Origin of the sequence: Pseudomonas sp. Mn2068 (assembly GCF_049319725.1) — a bacterium.
In the GTDB taxonomy this organism is placed as follows: domain Bacteria; phylum Pseudomonadota; class Gammaproteobacteria; order Pseudomonadales; family Pseudomonadaceae; genus Aquipseudomonas; species Aquipseudomonas gingeri.
In genome coordinates this window covers 97,344-116,718 of record NZ_JBMOUG010000013.1, presented here as the reverse complement: position 1 = coordinate 116,718, position 19,375 = coordinate 97,344, and the positions used below count along the sequence as shown (strand labels likewise).

Sequence of the window (19,375 nt, the reverse complement as noted above, 5' to 3'; positions counted from 1 at the left end):
TTCACTCATGGTGGTTCTCTTGTTCACTGACCGCGAGAGGGAGCTGGCGCGATGCCGCCAGGGCGTCCAGCGCCAGGTTGAGTTGCAGCACATTGACCCGTGGCTCGCCCAGCAGGCCGAAGGTGCGCCCGGCGGTATGAGCCCGGACCAGCTTCAGCAGCCCGTCCTCGGGCAACTGCCGCAGGCGGGCAACCCGCCGGGCCTGGATCAGTGCATTGGCGACCGAGATATGCGGGTCCAGGCCGGAGGCCGAGGCCGTGACCGCGTCGACCGGCACCTGGGCCTGCGGGTCCAGACCATTGAGGCGACGGTAGGCTTCGACCCGCTCCCGGACCGCGTCCAGCAAGCGCTGGCTGGTCGGGCCGAGGTTGCTGGCGCCGCTCAGGCCGGCGTTGTACGGCGTGGTGACGGTCTTGGCCGGATCGCTTGGATCGGTGCCCTGAGTCACGCTCGGCCGTGACTGGAAGTACTCCGGGCGATCGAACTGCTGGCCGATCAGCAACGAGCCGACCACCCGTCCGTCACGCTCCAGCAGGCTGCCCCCGGCCTGGAACGGAAACAGCAGGTTGGCCGCCACGGTGGTGACCAGCGGATAGGCCAGGCCGGTCAGCAACATGAAAAACGCCGAGGACACCAGCACCGGCCGCAACAGGCCTCGCAGCAGCGATGGGGTCGCCACCTGCGTTGACGTGGAAATACGCGTTGTCATGGGTTCATCCTCACTTGTAGGTCTGGCCGGAGAGCAGTTGCAGTTGCTCGACGATCGGCCCCAGCGCGAGCGCCGGCAAGAAGGTCAGGCCGCCGACCACCAGCACCACGAACACCACCAGGAACATGAACAGCGGTGTCGCGGTGGGAATGGTCCCGGCACCGGCCGGCGTGCTCTTTTTCATGGCCAGGCAGCCGGCGACCGCCAGCATCGGCAGCATGGTGAAGAAGCGTCCGAGCAGCATTGCCAGGCCGATGGTGGTGTTGAAGAACGGTGTGTTGGCATTCAGCCCGGCGAATGCCGAACCGTTGTTGGCAGTACCGGACGTGTAGGCGTAGAGCACTTCGCTGAAACCGTGGGGGCCGACATTGTTGAGGCTGTCCAGGGTCGCTGGCCAGAGTGCCGCCAGGGCGCTGAAACCGAGGATGCAGATCGGATGCGCGAGCACCGACAGCATCACCAGTTTCATCTCCCGGGCCTCGATGCGCTTGCCGAGGAATTCCGGGGTCCGGCCGATCATCATGCCCACCAGGAACACGGTCAGCAGGGCGTACTGGATCAGGTTGATAAAGCCCACGCCATCGCCGCCGAACACGCAGTTGAGCATCATCTGCGCCATGGGCACGAAGCCGCCCATGGGCATCAGCGAATCATGCATGGCATTGACCGAACCGGTGGTGGCGCCGGTGGTGGTGGCAATGAACAGGCTGGTATCGGCGATACCGAAACGCAGTTCCTTGCCTTCCATGTTGCCGCCACTCTGGAACGCCGACAGCGACTGGTCCGCCCCCAACCGGGTGAGCAAAGGGTTACCGCCCTGCTCGGCACTGAAGACCACCGCCAGGAAACCGATGAACATCACCAGGAAGGTGCCGAAGAAGACCCAGCCCTGGCGACGCCGGACCAGCATGCTACCGAACGCATAGGTCAGCGCCGAGGGAATCAGCAGCATGCTCAGGATATGCAGGGCATTGGTCAGCGGGGTCGGGTTTTCGAACGGATGGGCAGCGTTCATGCCAAAGAAACCACCGCCGTTGGTGCCGATATGCTTGATCGATTCGAAGCTCGCCACCGCACCGACGATCACCTGTTGTCGCGCGCCTTCCAGGGTGCTCGCCAGTGCCTCGGACGACAGGGTCTGGGGCATGCCCTGCCAGACATAGACCAGTGCCATGACCAGGCACAACGGCAGCATCACCCGGTACAGGATGCGGGTGAAGTCCACCCAGTAGTTGCCGATATCCGCCGAGCGGGACCGGCTCAGGCCACGGATGAAACCGGCCGCCGCGACAACGCCGGCGGTGGCGCCGACAAACATCAGGAAGGTGATCACCGCCATCTGGCTGAAGTTGGACAGGCTGGTCTCGCCCGAATAGGCCTGCCAGTTGGTATTGGTGATAAACGAGGCGGCGGTGTTGAACGCCAGGTCCGGGCTCTGGGCAGCCAGGCCCAGCGGGTTGATCGGCATCGTCCCCTGCAGGCGCAACAGCAGGTAGCCGAGCAGCATCATCGCGCCGTTGGACAGCAACAACGCCGAACCGTAGCGGGCCCAGCCCATGGTTTCGCCGGGGTCGACACCGAGCAGCCGATAGGTCGCGCGCTCCGCCCAGCCATGACCGGTGCCGCAGAAGACGCGGGTCAGCCAGCGCCCCATCAATACCGCGAGCCCGGTCATCAACCCGAGGATCAGCGCGTATTCCAGTAATACGGTCAACATGTCGAAGCTCCGTTCAAATCTTGTTCAAGGCGACAATGAACAAGGCTGTCGCGCCGAAAAACACCAGGGTCGTGCCGACGAAAATCAGGTCGTACATGGTCGATGTCCTTGCCCGGTACGGGAGGTGAGGGCTGCGCGGGCAGCCGCTGTCGAAACGTGCGGGTTCATCAGAAGTCTTCTGCGCGGATCAGCGCATAACCCAGGTAGGCGAACAGCCCGACGGCACCGAGCCCGCTGATCAGGTAGATAAGTTTGAGTGTCAACACGATGCTTCCCCTTGCTCAGTCGAAGCGTCCAGGGCGGACGCAGGCGGGGGAATTCCAGGCACCGGACATCGGGTCCGGGCCAGCCTGAATCCCCACCTCCCAGCGTAGGGAAGGCGGTATCAAGGGCGGGCACTGATTGCAGCGGGGAATGTTAAGACGGCGTATAGAAACAACCCGTGCCCTTCCCGCGGGAAGGGCGCGGGACACACAGGATCAGGGCTTGATCGGCAACCAGATCTCGACCTTGCCGGTGCCTTTTTCCGGGTTGAAGTCAGCGCTGTAGCGCTCGAACTCCGGCGCATCGGCGGCCTTGTGGCCGGAGGTGGGCAGCCACTGCTGCCAGATCGCCTCGAAGGTCTGCTTGAGGGTGTCGAGGGATCCCTGGTGCTCGAAAACCGCATAGTGCTGGGGTTGCACTTCCACCCAGCGATACAGGTCAGGCAGGTCGTCCAGCTTGCTGATGGCTACCCCGGCGATGTACTCGAAACCACCCTGGCCGTCTGGATTGCAGCAGATACCGTACGTCTCCTCGCCCACCTGGCCGGGTACATTTCCGATATGCGGTATGAAGGCGTCCCACAGATCGGGGATGGTCCCGGACGTGTCGGCGGTAAAACGCCCGCCCAATCCCGCGATCAATTGAAAGTGACCATGCTCGAAGCGTGGCGGTGACAGTGCGTGGCTAGATGCGTCGTCCATGGGTACTGAGCTCCGTAGGAAAAGTGGTGCGCATCGCAGTATAGAAGCAAAAAATAGGCTGGACAGAGTGCCATCAGCGCCTTTATCTTCAGCGCCGCAGGCCACCGCAGTGGCCGACGTCGCTCGGACGGTTCCGGGCGCTTACGTATTCAGAGGCCACCATGGCAGACCAAGGTTCGCCGCGCCGTTTCTCGCGCATCGATCGACTCCCCCCGTATGTATTCAATATCACTGCCGAGCTGAAGATGGCCGCCCGTCGTCGTGGCGAAGACATCATCGACTTGAGCATGGGCAACCCCGACGGTGCGACTCCGCCGCATATCGTCGAGAAGCTGGTGACCGTCGCCCAGCGCGAAGACACCCATGGCTACTCCACCTCCAAGGGCATCCCACGGCTGCGCCGGGCGATTTCCCACTGGTACAAGGACCGCTACGACGTCGAGATCGACCCGGAAAGCGAAGCCATCGTCACCATCGGTTCGAAAGAGGGCCTGGCGCACCTGATGCTCGCCACCCTCGACCAGGGCGACACCGTGCTGGTGCCCAACCCCAGCTATCCGATTCATATCTACGGCGCGGTGATTGCCGGCGCCCAGGTGCGCTCGGTGCCGCTGGTACCGGGCGTGGACTTCTTCGCCGAGCTGGAGCGGGCCATCCGTGGCTCGATCCCCAAGCCGAAGATGATGATTCTCGGCTTCCCGTCGAACCCGACCGCGCAATGCGTGGAACTGGACTTCTTCGAACGGGTGATCGCCCTGGCCAAGCAGTACGACGTGCTGGTGATCCACGACCTGGCCTACGCCGACATCGTCTACGATGGCTGGAAAGCCCCGTCGATCATGCAGGTGCCGGGGGCCAAGGACATCGCGGTGGAGTTCTTCACCCTGTCCAAGAGCTACAACATGGCGGGCTGGCGGATCGGCTTCATGGTCGGCAACCCCGAGCTGGTCAGCGCCCTGGCGCGGATCAAGAGCTACCACGACTATGGCACCTTCACCCCGCTGCAAGTGGCGGCCATCGCCGCGCTGGAAGGCGATCAACAGTGCGTGCGGGATATCGCCGAACAGTATCGGCAGCGCCGCAATGTGCTGGTCAAGGGCCTGCACGAGCTGGGCTGGATGGTCGAGAATCCGAAGGCGTCGATGTATGTCTGGGCGAAGATTCCCGAGGCCTATGCACACCTGGGATCGCTGGAGTTTGCCAAGAAGCTGCTGGCCGAGGCCAAGGTCTGCGTCTCGCCGGGTGTCGGTTTCGGCGAATACGGCGATGATCATGTGCGCTTTGCCCTGATCGAGAACCAGGACCGGATCCGCCAGGCTGTGCGCGGTATCCGCGCGATGTTCCGGGCTGACGGGCAGTTGAAGAAAAGCGCTGGCGAATAACCCTTCGATGATCGTTCCCACGCTCTGCGTGGGAACGCCTCTCAGGACGCTCCGCGTCCGCGCTTGCGACGCAGAGCGTCACGGGTTGCATGCCTTGGTTGCGCGCAGCAACGCTCAGCCAGGGCTCAGACCACCAGCGACAGCAGCATGATGAAGCCCAGGCCCACCACCGACAGGATGGTTTCCATCGCGGTCCAGGTCTTGAAGGTCTCGGCCACGGTCATGTTGAAATACTGCTTCACCAGCCAGAATCCCGCATCGTTGACGTGAGACAGGATCAACGAGCCCGCCCCTGTTGCCAGCACCAGCAGTTCACGATTGACCCCGGGAATCAGGTCCACCACCGGCATCACGATACCGGCCCCGGTGATGGTCGCCACCGTCGCCGACCCCGTCGCGACGCGAATCACCGCCGCCACCAGCCAGGCCAGCAGGATCGGCGAGATCTGCGCATTTACCGCGATATGGCCGATCACGTCGCCCACGCCGCTGGTCACCAGCATCTGCTTGAAACCACCGCCGGCGCCAATGATCAGAATGATCGCCGCCGTAGGCGCCAGGCTCGCGTCCAGCAATTTGAGGATGCGTTTGGAATCCATGCCCTGGCGCTTGCCGAAGGTGTACAGCGCCAGCAGCAAGGCCAGCAGCAGGGCGCTGATCGGGTGGCCGATCATGTCCATCCAGATACGGAAGAAATGCCCGTCCGGCAGGGCGATATCGGCAAAGGTCTTGAGCAGCATCAGGAACACCGGCAGCAACACGGTGACCAGGGTCACGCTGAAGCTCGGCAGGCTGCTGGATTCCGGCTCGCGGGCCAGTTGGTCGACCAGTTCCTGGTTCGGGTTGCCCGGAATGTACCTGGCGATAAAAGAGCCGTAGATCGGACCGGCAATGATGGCGGTCGGCAGGGCGACGATCAGGCCGTAGAGGATGGTCTTGCCGATATCGGCGTTGAACACGCCGATCGCCAGCAGCGGCCCCGGATGCGGCGGCACCAGGCCATGCACCGCGGACAGGCCGGCCAGCAACGGAATGCCGATCTTGATCAACGACACACCGGTGCGCCGCGCGACGATGAACACCAGCGGGATCAGCAGCACGAAGCCGATTTCGAAGAACAGCGGAATCCCCACCAGGAACGCCGCGAACATCATCGCCCACTGCACCCGCTCCTTGCCGAAGGCGCGGATCAGGGTCTGGGCGATCTGGTCGGCGCCCCCCGAGTCGGACATCATCTTGCCGAGCATCGTCCCCAGCGCGAGGATGATTCCGACAAACCCGAGCACCCCGCCGAAACCGTCCTGGAAGGCCTTGATGATCTTGTCCGCCGGCATGCCCGAGGTCAGGCCGAGGAACGCCGAGGCAATGATCAGGGCAATGAAGGGGTGGGTCTTGAAGCGGGTGATCAGCACGATCAGCCCGATAATGGTGACCACTGCATCCAGGAGCAGATAGGTCTCGTGGGACAATCCAAACATAAGGTGTCTCCTGCTTGTTGTTTTTATCGTATTCGTGAGTGAAGGACAGCTTTCAGGACAGCGCTATCTTTTCCAGCCAGCATTTTTTATCCGGTAATCAGGCCGTGCGCTCCAGGCCATGGGCCTGCCACCAGCGACTGGCCGATTGCGCCAGTTGCGCCACTTCCCGGGTCGCATCGAGCGCCAGGGTCAGCGGTTCGCCCACCGGCGACTCAAGGGCGGCGAACTGGCTGTCGATCAGGGTCCCCGGCATGAAATGACCGGGACGATGATTGACCCGCTCGGCGGCGACAGCCGGGGTCAGTTCGAGAAACACGAAGCCCAGGCCCGGCACGGCGCCGCGCAGGCGTTCGCGGTAGCGCAGCTTCAGCGCCGAACAGGTCAGTACCGGGCGCTGGCCGGCGGCCACGGCACGCCGCAGTTCGTCGCACAGGCTGTCGAGCCAGCCGGCACGGTCTTCATCGGTGAGGGGAGTGCCGGCGCTCATCTTGGCGATGTTCGCGGCGGGGTGAAAACTGTCGCCTTCGATCAGGGTGGCCGCGCTGAGCTGGCAGATAGCCTCGCCCACGCTGGATTTGCCGCAACCGGAAACACCCATGATAACCAGGGCAGTGATGGGTTGACTCATGTAACACCTCAGCACGCAGACAGCGCTGTCTTTGCCAGAGCTTTCAATATTGCAAAAGCAAAGCACAAAACACGCGTCGCCGACGCCTTCTTGTCATTTTTATGGGTTGCCGCGGTCAAGCTTTCCAACAGGACCAGGCGAGTTCAGGCAAACCGCGCCCGGGCATTTGCAGGCCCGTCGAGACAGCGCTACCTTAGTGCCTCGAATTTTGTTTGGCAAGCCGTCCGATGACCTCGACCAAGAACGACAAGAATCCCCGTACCACGGGACGTCCCACCCTCAATGAAGTCGCGCGCCTCGCCGGTGTCAGCCCGATCACCGCGTCCCGGGCCCTGCGCGGGATCAGCAGCGTGGCCACGGAACTGGTGGAAAAAGTCCGACGGGCGGCCGATGAGCTGAACTACGTGGTCAATCCGGCGGCCCGCGCCCTGGCCTCGGCCCAGAGCCATTCGGTGGTGGTACTGGTGCCGTCGCTGTCCAACCTGCTGTTCATCGATACCCTCGAAGCCATCCACAAGGTCCTGCGGCCCCGCGGCTTCGAAGTGCTGATCGGCAACTACCACTATTCCCGCGACGAAGAAGAAAACCTGCTGCGCAACTACATGGCCTACCAGCCCCGTGGCCTGCTGCTGACCGGCTTCGACCGCTCGGAAAGCGCCCGGCGGATGATCGAGGCGAGCAATGTGCCGTGCGTGTACATGATGGACCTGGACCCTGGCGCCGGCGTGAACTGCGTCGGTTTCTCCCAGCAGAGCGCCGGGGCCACGGCCGCCGAGCACCTGATCTCCCGTGGTCGGCGACGCCTGGCCTATATCGGCGCGCAACTCGACCAGCGCACCCTGCTGCGCGGCGAAGGCTTCCGCCGGGCGCTGCAGGCGGCCGGGCTCTACGACCCGGACCTGGAACTGCTGACGCCGCGTCCGTCGTCGGTGGGCCTGGGTGGCGAACTGTTCCTGCAATTGATGAGCAGCCATCCACAGGTCGACGCGATCTTCTTCGGCAACGACGACCTGGCCCAGGGCGCCTTGCTCGAAGCCATGCGCTGCGGCATCAAGGTGCCGGAACAAGTGGCGGTGCTGGGCTTCAACGACCTGCCCGGCTCGGCCTTCATGGTGCCGCGCCTGAGCAGCATCCGCACCCCGCGCGAAGCCATCGGCCAGCGCGCGGCCGAGCAGATGCTCAACCTGATGGCCGGTAATCCCGTGCCCCAGCCAGTGGTGGACATGGGCTTCGAATTGATGGTGCGCGAGAGCAGTTGAGACTCACCAAGGGCTGGCCGACGGTCGGTCAGCCCTCCCCCGGCCACTGCCCCCACGATACCTCTGGCCTGACTCGTGATCGCACGGGGAGCCGCAGGTCCGGCGATACCGTACAAGGCCGGGGATTTTCAGGCAGGGTTCGGACAATGGTCTACTGTGAGTATTCACCGAACCGTCATCTCCCTGTCAGAGTTCCTACTAGGAAGTCAGTATGAATCCGCTCAGAGTCCTGCTTACAGGCGCCTGTGGCCGTATTGGCAAGACCTTTTTCCTGGCTGCGCAGAACCGCTATGACTTTGTCCTCGCCGACCGCCACCAACCGGACTTTGCCATCGGCGAGCATCGTTTCGTCCGCCTCGACCTGGACGACAAGGACGAGGTAGGCGCGCTGGTCGAGGGTATCGACGTGGTGGTGCACCTGGCAGGCATTCCCTACGCGGACTCTTCCTTCGAAGAACTGCTGCCCAACAACATCATGGCCACCACCTACCTCCTGGAAGCCGCCGCCAGGGCCAGGTGCAAGCGCGTGGTGTTCGCCAGCAGCGCGCAGGCCATCGAAGGTTACGCGCAGGATCGCCAGGTCACCCCGGGCATGCCGGTGATGCCCGCCAACCTGTATGGCGTGAGCAAATGTTATGGCGAGGCCTTGTGTGCGTTCTATGCCACCCGTCGGGGCCTGTCGACCATCGCCCTGCGCATCGGCGCCTTCGAGTTCCCCGACAGCCAGGACCTGCACGACGTCGACCTGAACACCTGGCTCAGCCCGCGCGATGCCGTGCAACTGCTGCAACGGGCCATTGAAGTGGAGGACGTCCAGCACCTGGTGGCCCACGGCATTTCCGACAACCGCTTCAGGCGCCTGGACCTGAGCGAGACCACCCGGGTCCTGGGCTATCAACCGCTGGACGACAGCTTCCAGACCTTCGCTATCCCCGTACCCGTGCAGGCACTCCACCGCTGAAGAGCGATTCGGCCATCCGCCGCGACGGATGGCCGCCCCTTCAGAGAGAGTTGACGTACACCGACTTGGACACCAGGTACGGTTCCAGGGCCTCCGGTCCGCCTTCGGAGCCGTAGCCCGAATCCTTCACGCCACCGAACGGCATCTCGGCCCAGGGCGTCATCGCCTGGTTGATCCACAACATGCCGGACTCGACCCGCTGGGTCAGGCGATGCACGTTGGCGAACGAACGCGTGAAGGCGTAGGCGGCCAGGCCATACGGCAGCCTGTTGGCTTCAAGAATGGCCTCGTCGAGCGAATCGAATCCGCGAATGGCGGCAACGGGACCGAAGGGTTCGTTGTTGAACACATCGGCGTCGAGAGGAACATCCGCCAGTACGGTCGGCGCGAAGAAGTTACCCGTGGTGCCGATCCGCTCGCCGCCGGTCTCCAGGCGTGCCCCGCTGGCCAGCGCACTCTCGACCACCCGGCCCATCGCGGTCAGGCGACGGCTGTTGGCCAGGGCGCCCAGGGTGGTATCCGCCTCGAGACCGTTGCCGACGTTCAGGCCCTGCGCATACCGGACCATCTCCCGGGTGAATTCGGCGCGGATGCTGTTGTGCACCAGGAAACGCGTCGGCGAGATGCACACCTGCCCGGCATTGCGGAACTTCGCGCCGGCCATGGCCTTGACCGCCGCCGTCACGTCCGCGTCCTCGGCAATGATCACCGGCGCATGCCCGCCCAGTTCCATGGTGGCGCGTTTCATATGCTGGCCGGCGAGCGCCGCCAGGTGCTTGCCCACGGGGGTCGAACCGGTAAAGGTCACCTTGCGGATCACCGGGTGCGCGATCAGGTAGGACGAGATCTGCGCCGGGTCGCCGAAAACCAGCCCGACCACACCGGCCGGCACGCCGGCGTCGACAAAGGCCTGCAACAATGCCGCCGGCGATGCCGGGGTTTCCTCGGGGGCCTTGACCAGGAAGGAGCAGCCGGTTGCCAGGGCGGCGCTGAGCTTGCGCACCACCTGGTTGACCGGGAAGTTCCACGGCGTGAAGGCCGCGACCGGGCCGACCGGTTCGCGCACCACCGTCTGCTGCACGGCCAGGTTGCGCGACGGGACGACGCGACCGTAGACCCGCCGCCCTTCGTCGGCGAACCACTCGATGATGTCCGCGGCGGAATTCACTTCCACACGCGACTCGGCGAGCGGCTTGCCCTGCTCCTGGGTCATCAGTTGCGCGATGGTTTCGGCCCGCTCGCGAACCAGCGCCGCGGCCTTGCGCATGATCAGCGCGCGCTCGTTGGCCGGGACCCAGCGCCAGTTGTCAAAACCACGCTGGGCAGCCGCCAGGGCGAGATCGAGATCGGCGATGTCGGCATGGGCGACCTTGCCGATCACCAGGCCGGTGGCCGGATTCAGCACGTCGAGGGTCTTGCCGCTGCGGGCATCGCACCACACGCCGTCGATCAGGAGCCGGGTGTTCACGTAGCTTGCGTTTGTCATCAGTACTCTCCAGTTCAGATGGCCAATTCAGATGGCTGCATCGAGGGGTCATGGCGTCAGAACACCGACCAGTGCAATCACTATCGGGCCGGACTGCAAATGAAATTTCCCGCCGCCCGAGCGGCAAGCACGGCGGCAAGGGTTTTCCGCTTGCCGGCCAGGGACTGCAGGTCTGTATCGGCCAGAGCGCGACAGACCGGGCTTTGTAGCAATCGGCATACAAATTGCTCGTAGCCGAGGGTATTCTCAAACCCAGGTGTTTATCCCATGTTGGTCAATGCCCGCAACCAGACTCACGCGATCCAGCCGTCGAACCGTTCCGACCTGGATCCGACCACCGCCGCCAATAACGCGCTTTCCAGCGGTTTTGTGCAAAGCGCCCAGGCCGCCGCCGGCCTTACCTCGGCCCCGGCCGCCCAGAACGCCGCCAACAAGGCGGCCGACAAGGTGGCCGATAACGTCAACGCCGCGTTCGCCAAGACCCGCGTACACCTCCAGGCCAAGGTGCCGGATGTGGCCGCTGCCGCGACCATGACCGCCACCCCGCCGACCACCCGCACCGCACCCACTGCCACCAGTAATGACAGTGATGCGATGAAGGAATTCAAGGATTACATGAGCAAGTCGCCGGTCGAGCGCCTGCGCGAACAGATGCTCAAGGAACAGGGGCTGACCGAGGAAAGCTTCAACGCCTTGCCACCGGAACAGCAGCAGGCGATCAACAACAAGATTGCCGAGCGCATCAAGGAACAGTTCAGCGCCCAGACCGACAAGAACAGCCCGAACCCGGTCGACAAGCAGGCTGCCAGCGCGTTCCTGGCGACCAACAACTAACCGCGGGAGCGGGTTGATGTGGGAGCGGGCCTGCGTGGGAGCGGGCGTGCCCGTGAAGAGGCCCTCGAGAGCGGCAAAAGCCTCGGGGGCTAGCCCCCTCCCACACAGACTCAGGGCAACTGCAATGTCGCGTTGATCTGGCTGATCGCATCCACCACATGCTTGGAGCCCTGCTGGATTTCCAGGATCGCTTCCCCCGCCTCGTTCGCCAGTTCCACTCCGCGCCCCGTTCGACTCAGGCTCGACTGCATGCTGCTCACCGCGCTGTGGGACAGTTCGTGGTTCTTGCTGACCACCGCGACGATCTCCAGCGTCGCCTGGCTGGTGCGCGCCGCCAGGCTGCGTACCTCGTCGGCCACTACAGCGAAACCGCGTCCGTGCTCACCGGCCCGCGCCGCCTCGATCGCCGCATTGAGGGCCAGCAGGTTGGTCTGGTCGGCGATGCCGCGAATGGTCTGGACGATGGTGCCGATGATGTCGGACTGACGGTTCACCGCATCGATGCTTTCGGCGGCGTCATTCAGGTTGCGGGAAATCTCCTGGATGATTTCCACCGTCTGCTGCACCACCTGGGACCCCTTCTGGGCACAGGCGTCGTTCTGTACGGAAGTGCTGTGCGCCGACTCCGCCGCCGATTGCAGGCTGATCACCTGGGAGGTGATATCGCTGGCGAACTTCACCACCTTGTACAGACGGCCCTTGGAATCGAAGATCGGGTTGTAGGAGGCTTCCAGGTACACCGTATGCCCATGCTTGTCGACGCGCTCGAAACGCCGCGAATGATATTCGCCGCGATTGAGCGACGCCCAGAAGGCCTTGTAGCCCTGGGACTCGCTCTCGCTGCGATGGCAGAACATACTGTGGTGCTGGCCCACCACTTCGTTGAGCGAGTAGTGCATGGTCTTGAGGAAGTTCTCGTTGGCGGTGATCACCCGGCCGTCCGGGCTGAACTCGATCAACGCCATGGAACGTCCCAGTGCATTGACGATGCTCTGGTTCTCATGTTCGTAGTGAATGCGTTGGGTAATATCCGACGCCACCTTGATCACACTTTCTACCTGCCGGTCGGCATTGATCACCGGCATGTAACTGGCCTCCAGCCAGACTTCCCGGCCATTCTTGTCGAGCCGCAGGAAGGTCCCGCTCAGCGGCTCGCCACGGGCCAGGTCGCGCCAGAAGCGGGCGTAGTCCTCGCTCTTGGCAAAGTCCTCTTCGCAGAAGATCCGATGATGTTTGCCACGGATCTCATCCGCCGAATAGCCCATGACCTTGCAGAAGTTTGCATTGGCTTCGAGGATATGACCGTCTGGCGTGAACTCGATCATGGCCATGGAACGACCAATCGCCGCCAACTTGGCGTTGGCCTCGGACAGCGCGCAGGAAAAGCGTTGAATTTCCAGCAGGTCGGACTTGCGATGAGAATCAAACATGGCTCAAATCCCTTTAGCACTGTCGAAAGACACTCGGAGTTGATAACTTCGCTTCAGTAAACACGCTCTTTATCGCCAAACCACCTGACAGGCACACTCCCACCGCCCGGGGGCAGTAACAGAGCATTGAACGATGTTTGATCCGGGTATCCCTGGGTATCGTTCTCATCAAGCTATCCGTGACTCAACGTCCTGATTGCACAGGCAATCTTCCTCAGAACAACAGCTTGTCGTTTATGCAGGACATAAACATGGCTACTTGGGGGACAGTAATAAGCACGCGTTTGATGGCATTCCTCATACAATCCTGCCCAAGAGCATAGACAGCCGCGGGCCGGATGCAAGCCAATCGCCAGCTACTCCTGCCGGCAACAGTACCGAGACATTACCGAGGGTGATTCAACCCAGCATATCGAACAACGCCGTCACCGCCGCCGAGTTCGTGCCGGCCACCGAAGCCACCAGCGCGAACCGGCGCTCGACGGGGGTTTCCAGACGCAGGATGCGCAGCCCCTTGCGCTCCTTCGGCAAGGTCAGCTCCGGCACCAGGCTCACCCCGAGGTTCTCCCGCACCAGGGCAAAGGCGCTGTTCCACTCGCGGACTTCAACCCTTATATCTTCGAGCCGCAGGCCGGTTTCAGCGGCAATACTGCGCGCATTGACCGTGCAGCCGCCGGTGGCCAGCACAAAGGGTTCGGCGACCAGCTCCGCCAGACTGACACACCCGTCGACACCACGCGCCGCCAGGTGATGCTCGATGGAAACCACCGCGACCCAGCTGTCGCGTCCCAACTCGCGGGCCGCCCGCCCCGGCTCGGGGTTGAGCACGACGCCGACGTCCACCAGTTCACTGGCGAGCATGCTCTCCACCTCATGATCACTGACCTCCAGCGCGACCAACTCGATACCGGGGTGGCGCTGGCGAAAGCGCCGCAACAGCGGCGGCAGCAACGTGCTCAGGACCATGGGAAAACTCGCCAGGCGCAGGGTGCCGTGGGTCAGCCCCCGGGCCCTGTCGACCTGCTGGCGAATCTTCTGCAGCGACCCGAGCATCAGTCGCGCCTCTTCCAGCACCTGCAGGCCGACAGCCGTGGGCACGGCCTGCCGCGCTTCGCGCACGAACAGTTGCGCGCCCAGCCCCTCCTCCATCGCGGCCAGGGCCTGACTGGCCGCCGACTGGGTCATGCCGACCTGCTCGGCGGCACGGCTGATGGTGCCGGTATCGAGGACCGCCACCAGCAGGCGCCAGTGCATCAGGTTCATCATGCCAGTAGCTGCCCTTATGGTTGGTTTATGAAGTATTAATTATACCGGGAGCCAGGGCCAATACGAGAATGCGGGCCCCCATCCCGTCCGCCCTGGAGTCCTCCTTCATGAAGTTGTACTACGCCCCCGAAACCTGTTCGCTGTCACCGCATATCGTGCTGCGCGAACTCGGCCTGCCGTTCGAACTGGTACGGGTCGACAACCGCAGCAAACTCACCGAGCACGGTGACGACTTCCTCGCCATCAATCCCAAGGGGTATGTCGCGGCGCTACAACTGGACAACGGCCAGGTGCTGACCGAAGGCGGCGCCATCGTGCAGTTTCTCGCCGACCTCAAGCCCGACGCCGGGCTGGCGCCGGCCAATGGCAGCTGGCAGCGGGTGCGCCTGCAGGAATGGCTGAACTTCCTCGGCAGCGAGGTCCACGGGACCATGGGCCCACTGTTCAATCCGGCGATCCCCGACGAGGTCAAGGCGATCTTCCGGGCGCGTCTGTTCCAGCGTTTCGCCCTGCTGGAAAACACCCTGGCACGCCAGGACTATCTGCTCGATGACGGCTTCAGCGTGGCGGATATCTACCTGTTCACCGTGATGCGCTGGAACCGCTTCTTCGACATCGACCTGCTGCCCTGGCCGGCGCTGGGCCGCTTCATGGTGCGGATCGGCGCGCGAGCCGCGGTGAAGGCCGCGCTGGAAATCGAGCAGGCCGCCTGACGATCAGCCGACGATCTCCGGCCAGCCGCGGGTCTCGATCAGCGCCAGCAACGCCTGTACGTCCCAGGCCCCCGGCCGATCCCGATCCAGCCGGGGCACCTGGCTGCGCACCGCCTGGTAGATCGAGGCACTGCCCTGCCCCAGCCGCCGTTCTCCACGCAAGTCGACTGCCTGGGCGGCGGCAATCAGTTCGATCGCCGCCTGGGTCTGCAGCAGTCGGGTCAGCTCGCGGGTTTTCTCGATCACCGCCAGGGCCTGGCCGGCGTAGTCTTCCACCCGGTCGGCCACCGGAATGCATACCGCCGGCATCGGATTGGCCAGATGGCCGATCTGCGCCACCAGGGCCGCCGAGGTCCGTTGCAACGCCGCCAGGCCGACATGCCCCGGTGTCTCGATCAGGAAGCGCGGCAGTTCGCTGGAACCCGGCGACAGCAGCTTGGCCAGGCGCTCCGCGGAGCACACCGCCAGTCGGCTGAACGCCAACCCCAGCCCTTCGCTCGCCAACGCCAGATGGGTGCTGTCGAAGTTGGCGTTGGCCAGCACCTGTCCCTCTTCGACAATCAACGCCGGGTTGTCGGCCCCGCTCGCCAGCTCCATCGACAGCGTTTCACGCAGTTGCTCCCAGGCGTGTCGGGCAGCGCCCTGGACCACGCCGCCACAACGAAAGCTCAAGGGATCCTGCAAGCGTCTGGCCGATTGCGGCTGCTCCAGTTCCCCCCCCTTGAGCAGCGCCAGCAACGCAGCGCATTGCCGCGCGTGCCCACTGGCCGGATGCAGTCGCGCCGCCCACGGCTGGAACGGACTGAGGTTGGCCCGGTAGCCTTCACAGGACAACGCCAGCGCCGCCAGCAGCGAATCCAGGGCCCGGTCGGCCTCTGCCAGCAGCAAGGTCCCGAGGCCGACACTGGCGGCATTGGCCGAGACCAGCGCCAGGCCGTCCTTGCCGGACAGCCGCGCGACGGGCAAACCACTGCGGGCCAGGGCCTGCGCCGCCGGCAAACGCTGCCCCTGCCATTGCACCCAACCCTCGCCCAGCAAGCCCAGGCTCAGGTGCGCCAGGGGCGCGAGATCGCTTTCGCCCAGCGATCCGGTCAGGGGTATCTCCGGGCAGATATCGGCATTGAGCAACGCCAGCAGCGCCTGCGCCGTCTCCAGGGAAATCCCAGAACGGCCCTGGGCCAGTCCGGCCAGGCGGGCACAGGCGATCGCCCGTACTTCCTCGCGACTGGCCAGGCGCCCGACACCCACCGCGCGGCCCAGCGGGATCCGCTGCTGCACCGCCGGATCATCCGCCAGCAGACGGATATCCACTGCCGCGCCAAGGCCCGTGGTGACCCCATAGATCGCCTCGCCCGCCTCGGCCCGGGCCAGCAGCAAGCCGTGGGCCGCAGCGATCCGTTGCCGCGCCTGGACGCTGAACCGCAGCGGTGCGCCGTCCCGCGCCACCCGCAACAGCGCCTGTGGGGACAGCCCCTGGCCGTCGAGCTCGATCGTCGTCATGCGAAGCGCAGCCGCTGGCCGATCCCCAGGCGCGCGGCCTTCTGCAACAAGGCGTGGCCCAGGGCGATATCGCTCAGGCTCAAGCCGCGGTGCCAGAACAGAATGCGCTCCTCGGGGCTCTGCCGACCGCTCTTCAAGCCGGCGACGATCTGCCCCAGTTCGGCATGCAGGGTCTGCTCGCTGAGCTTGCCCGCTTCCACGTGGGCCCGCAGCGAACCGAACATCCCGCCCTTGCATTGGCCCCAGTCGTCGACCACCAGCTTGGCCATGATATCGGTCAGCGACAGCTCCACCGCGCTCATGGTGCCGTAGGGCACGACAAAGGCGCCGGGCGCGATCCACTCGGTATGCAGCAACGGTTGCGGCTGGTCCAGGCGCGAGGCCTCGACCACGATATCGGCGCCACGCACCGTGCTCTCCCAGTCATGGGTCACGATGACCGGCTTGCCCAGGTCGCGGCGCAGCTTCTCGGCAAAGGCCTCGCGGCTTTCCTCCCGGCGCGAATGCACGCGTATTTCGTCGAAGTCGAACAGGTGATCGAGCAGCCGCACGTTCCAGTAGGCGGTGCCCCGCGCGCCGATATGACCGAGGATCTTGCTGTCGGGCCGGGCCAGGTACTTGGCGCCGATGGCCGTCACCGCGCCGGTGCGCATATCGGTGATCGCCGAAGCGTCGAGAATCGCCTTCGGCACGCCGGTGGCCGGGTCCAGCAGGTTGAGAATCGCCAGCTCCGACGGCAGTCCCTGGCGATAGTTGTCGACGAAGTCGCCGACCACCTTGACCCCGGCATAGCCGATATCACCGCCCAGCACGCCGCGCAGGACGTTGAAATGGCCGTTGATCCCGCCTCCGGGAATCAGGTGCGTGCGTGGCTCGATCACCGCTTCGCCGCGCCCCTGGATAGCCAGGCTGGCTTCAATGGCGGCGAGGATCTCGTCATTGCCCAGATCCAGGGCTGCGATATCCAGCCCGTTGAGAAAGTCGATATAAACAGGTTGCATGGAAGGTGGTTTCCTCTGCGTGGCTCAGTCGGCCTTGAAGACAATCTGCTGCACCTTGATCGCCTTTGGGATCAGGTGATTGGCAAAGAACAGATCGGCGGTGCGTTGCTGGGTATCGATGGTGGACTGGTCGATGGTCTGCAGCGGCGCCCGCGAGCGATGCTCGAAATAGCGCTCGACCACCGCCCGTTGCAGGCCGAGGGCCTGGGTCATCAGGTCGATGCTTTGCTGCGGCTGGTCGAAAGACAGCCGCTGGGCCTGGCCAAGGGCCTTGAGCACCGGCGCGATGCTCTGCGGGTGCTGGCGAGCGAAGGCACCGCTGGCGATATACAGCGTACCGCTGGGTTTGAGGTCCTGGCCGTCGCTGAGCAGACGCGCGCTGCCGTCCAGCAGTGCCGCCGAGTAGTAAGGGTCCCAGATCACCCAGGCATCGAGCTTGCCCTGCTCGAAGGCCGCCCGGGCATCCGCCGGCGACAGGTAGGCGAGGTTCACGTCGCTCAGTTGCAGGCCCGCCTTGATCAGGCTCTTGAGAAACAGATTGTGAGCGCTGGAGCCCTTGAGCAAGGCGACACGCTTGCCCTTGAGGTCCGCCACGCCGCGCACCGTGCTGGCCGCCGGCACGATGATCGCGTCGGTCTTGCCGTTGGCCGGCTCGACACCGATATACAGCAGGTCGATACCCGCGACCTGGGCAAAGATCGGCGGGATATCGCCGATATTGCCCACATCGACGCTACCGCCGTTGACGGCCTCGATCATCTGCGGCCCGCCGGGAAACTCGATCCATTGCACCTGCGTGCCAGGCAGGGCCTGTTCCAGCAGTTTGTGCTCGCGAGCCAGGACCATGCTCACCGAACTCTTCTGGTAACCGACCCGCAAGGTCGCGGGGTCGCCGGCCTGGGCCAGGCCGGTCACCAGGCCGAGGATCGCTGACAGCCAGATACGCTTGATCATCACAGGTTCGCCTTCACACGTTCGGCCACCGCGGCCGGTACCCACTGGCTCCAGACCTGGGGTTGCTCACGCAGGAAGGCTTGTGCCACCAGGCGTGGTTCCAGGCGCTTCTCGCTCATCTGCGCCAGGGTGCGGTTCAGCAGGTCGATGGGCAGGTCGACTTTCTCGAAGACCCCGACCAGTTCCGGGTATTGCTGCTTGAACGCGGCGGAGACACCGATTGCCAGGTGCGCCGGCATCGAGCGGGTGCCACGCGGGTGCGGGTTGTTGGCATCGGCCAGGGTTTTCCAGGCTTCGGCATCGAACGGCGGCTCTTCCAGTTTCACCAGGTTGAAACGCCCCAGCAGCGGGGTTGGCGACCAGTAGTAGAACAGCACCGGCTTGCCGCGCTTGACCGAGGAGCTGACTTCGGCGTCCAGTGCCGCGCCGGAGCCGGTGCGGAAATTGACGAAGCTGTCGGTCAGGCCATAGGCCTTGAGCTTCTGGCTGTTGACGATTTCCGAGGTCCAGCCGGTGGGGCTGTTGAGGAAGCGGCCGCGGGACGGGTCCTCGGGGTCGGCGAAGACATCCTTGTAGCGCGGCAGGTCGGCCACCGACTTGAGTTCCGGCGCCAGTGGCTTGATGCCCCGTGCCGGGTCGCCCTTGATCACGTATTCCGGGACCCACCAGCCTTCGGTGGCGCCCTTGACGGTATCGCCGAGGCCGAACACCTTGCCTTCGCTTTCGGCCTTGACCCAGGCCGGGCTGCGGCCGGCCCATTCCTCGCCGATCACCTGGATATCGTTCTTGGCCAGGGCGGCTTCAAGGCTCACGGTGCTGCCGGGCAAGGTATCGGTCGGATAACCGTAACCTTTCTCGACGATCAGCCGCAGTACCTCGGTGATCAGGCTGCCGCTTTCCCAGGTGATGTCACCGAAATGGATCGGTGCCGGCTTGTCGGCGGCGGGCGCCTGTTGGGCCAGCAGGCCCAGGGCCAGTAGCGAACCGCCGAGCAGGGTCTTGATGGATGTCATGGTCACCTCGTGGTGGTTTGGTTTTCATGTTGGGTGAAGCAAGAAACAGCGTGGTGATCGTTCCCGAGCAGCGCCCGGG

The 19,375-nt window shown here is 64.2% G+C and carries 18 protein-coding genes and 1 pseudogene; 5 read left to right on the top strand and 14 right to left on the bottom strand.

What is annotated here, in order from left to right:
- Nucleotide 1: 1 nt before the first annotated feature.
- The 4 genes from kdpC to ACL9RJ_RS24945 form a co-directional block, all read right to left on the bottom strand.
- Nucleotides 2-709, bottom strand: coding sequence for a potassium-transporting ATPase subunit KdpC (gene kdpC / locus ACL9RJ_RS24960; protein ID WP_042935303.1), 708 nt, complete (start codon nucleotides 707-709; stop codon nucleotides 2-4).
- Nucleotides 710-719: 10 nt separating this feature from the next.
- Nucleotides 720-2,426 carry a potassium-transporting ATPase subunit KdpA gene (gene kdpA / locus ACL9RJ_RS24955; RefSeq protein WP_017126189.1) on the bottom strand — a complete coding sequence of 569 codons (1,707 nt, stop codon included), beginning with the start codon at nucleotides 2,424-2,426 and terminating at the stop codon, nucleotides 720-722.
- Nucleotides 2,427-2,593: 167 nt separating this feature from the next.
- On the bottom strand, nucleotides 2,594-2,692 hold the full coding sequence (gene kdpF, locus ACL9RJ_RS24950) for a K(+)-transporting ATPase subunit F (protein WP_017126190.1): 99 nt from the start codon (nucleotides 2,690-2,692) through the stop codon (nucleotides 2,594-2,596).
- Between the two features lie 213 nt (nucleotides 2,693-2,905).
- A complete protein-coding gene (locus tag ACL9RJ_RS24945) occupies nucleotides 2,906-3,391 on the bottom strand; it encodes a GyrI-like domain-containing protein (RefSeq protein ID WP_042935304.1) in 486 nt (161 codons plus the stop codon).
- A gap of 161 nt (nucleotides 3,392-3,552) precedes the next feature.
- Here ACL9RJ_RS24945 and alaC point away from each other — a divergent pair, with 161 nt between their 5' ends.
- Entirely contained in the window at nucleotides 3,553-4,773 is a 1,221-nt protein-coding gene (gene alaC, locus ACL9RJ_RS24940) for an alanine transaminase (protein WP_017126192.1), read from the top strand.
- Nucleotides 4,774-4,898: 125 nt separating this feature from the next.
- Here alaC and ACL9RJ_RS24935 read toward each other — a convergent pair whose 3' ends face one another.
- Nucleotides 4,899-6,251: a GntP family permease gene (locus ACL9RJ_RS24935; protein ID WP_017126193.1), complete on the bottom strand. Its 1,353-nt coding sequence runs from the start codon at nucleotides 6,249-6,251 to the stop codon at nucleotides 4,899-4,901.
- Nucleotides 6,252-6,348: 97 nt separating this feature from the next.
- Nucleotides 6,349-6,879, bottom strand: coding sequence for a gluconokinase (locus ACL9RJ_RS24930; protein ID WP_017126194.1), 531 nt, complete (start codon nucleotides 6,877-6,879; stop codon nucleotides 6,349-6,351).
- Nucleotides 6,880-7,106: 227 nt separating this feature from the next.
- Between ACL9RJ_RS24930 and ACL9RJ_RS24925 the strand changes: the two genes are divergently transcribed.
- Both ACL9RJ_RS24925 and ACL9RJ_RS24920 read left to right on the top strand, forming a co-directional pair.
- Complete coding sequence (locus ACL9RJ_RS24925; RefSeq protein ID WP_017126195.1) at nucleotides 7,107-8,138, top strand: LacI family DNA-binding transcriptional regulator; 1,032 nt, start codon at nucleotides 7,107-7,109, stop codon at nucleotides 8,136-8,138.
- 211 nt (nucleotides 8,139-8,349) lie between these two features.
- Nucleotides 8,350-9,099, top strand: a complete 750-nt coding sequence (locus tag ACL9RJ_RS24920; protein WP_017126196.1) for an NAD-dependent epimerase/dehydratase family protein — start codon at nucleotides 8,350-8,352, stop codon at nucleotides 9,097-9,099.
- A 40-nt stretch (nucleotides 9,100-9,139) separates the two neighbouring features.
- Here the strand turns inward: ACL9RJ_RS24920 and ACL9RJ_RS24915 are convergent, their stop codons facing one another.
- Nucleotides 9,140-10,585, bottom strand: coding sequence for an NAD-dependent succinate-semialdehyde dehydrogenase (locus tag ACL9RJ_RS24915; RefSeq protein ID WP_017126197.1), 1,446 nt, complete (start codon nucleotides 10,583-10,585; stop codon nucleotides 9,140-9,142).
- 267 nt (nucleotides 10,586-10,852) lie between these two features.
- On the opposite strand from ACL9RJ_RS24915, the gene ACL9RJ_RS24910 reads away from it, so the two are divergent.
- Nucleotides 10,853-11,419, top strand: a complete 567-nt coding sequence (locus tag ACL9RJ_RS24910; protein ID WP_017126198.1) for a hypothetical protein — start codon at nucleotides 10,853-10,855, stop codon at nucleotides 11,417-11,419.
- 110 nt (nucleotides 11,420-11,529) lie between these two features.
- On the opposite strand, the gene ACL9RJ_RS24905 is transcribed toward ACL9RJ_RS24910, so the two are convergent.
- The 3 genes and pseudogenes from ACL9RJ_RS24905 to ACL9RJ_RS24895 form a co-directional block, all read right to left on the bottom strand.
- A complete protein-coding gene (locus ACL9RJ_RS24905) occupies nucleotides 11,530-11,913 on the bottom strand; it encodes a methyl-accepting chemotaxis protein (RefSeq protein WP_370591019.1) in 384 nt (127 codons plus the stop codon).
- A 168-nt stretch (nucleotides 11,914-12,081) separates the two neighbouring features.
- Nucleotides 12,082-12,849: pseudogene (locus ACL9RJ_RS24900) on the bottom strand (PAS domain-containing protein); the annotation flags it as partial.
- A gap of 399 nt (nucleotides 12,850-13,248) precedes the next feature.
- On the bottom strand, nucleotides 13,249-14,115 hold the full coding sequence (locus ACL9RJ_RS24895; RefSeq protein ID WP_177119288.1) for a LysR family transcriptional regulator: 867 nt from the start codon (nucleotides 14,113-14,115) through the stop codon (nucleotides 13,249-13,251).
- A gap of 107 nt (nucleotides 14,116-14,222) precedes the next feature.
- On the opposite strand from ACL9RJ_RS24895, the gene gstA reads away from it, so the two are divergent.
- Entirely contained in the window at nucleotides 14,223-14,828 is a 606-nt protein-coding gene (gene gstA / locus ACL9RJ_RS24890; RefSeq protein WP_177119289.1) for a glutathione transferase GstA, read from the top strand.
- A 3-nt stretch (nucleotides 14,829-14,831) separates the two neighbouring features.
- Here the strand turns inward: gstA and ACL9RJ_RS24885 are convergent, their stop codons facing one another.
- The 4 genes from ACL9RJ_RS24885 to ACL9RJ_RS24870 are packed head-to-tail and all read right to left on the bottom strand — an operon-like array spanning nucleotide 14,832 to nucleotide 19,296.
- Complete coding sequence (locus tag ACL9RJ_RS24885) at nucleotides 14,832-16,328, bottom strand: HAL/PAL/TAL family ammonia-lyase (RefSeq protein WP_017126203.1); 1,497 nt, start codon at nucleotides 16,326-16,328, stop codon at nucleotides 14,832-14,834.
- On the bottom strand, nucleotides 16,325-17,329 hold the full coding sequence (locus ACL9RJ_RS24880; RefSeq protein WP_017126204.1) for an ornithine cyclodeaminase family protein: 1,005 nt from the start codon (nucleotides 17,327-17,329) through the stop codon (nucleotides 16,325-16,327). Before ACL9RJ_RS24880 ends, ACL9RJ_RS24885 begins: the two co-directional genes overlap by 4 nt.
- 24 nt (nucleotides 17,330-17,353) lie before the next feature.
- Nucleotides 17,354-18,283: an aliphatic sulfonate ABC transporter substrate-binding protein gene (locus tag ACL9RJ_RS24875; protein ID WP_422765774.1), complete on the bottom strand. Its 930-nt coding sequence runs from the start codon at nucleotides 18,281-18,283 to the stop codon at nucleotides 17,354-17,356.
- On the bottom strand, nucleotides 18,283-19,296 hold the full coding sequence (locus ACL9RJ_RS24870) for an ABC transporter substrate-binding protein (protein WP_017126206.1): 1,014 nt from the start codon (nucleotides 19,294-19,296) through the stop codon (nucleotides 18,283-18,285). Before ACL9RJ_RS24870 ends, ACL9RJ_RS24875 begins: the two co-directional genes overlap by 1 nt.
- Nucleotides 19,297-19,375 lie beyond the last annotated feature (79 nt).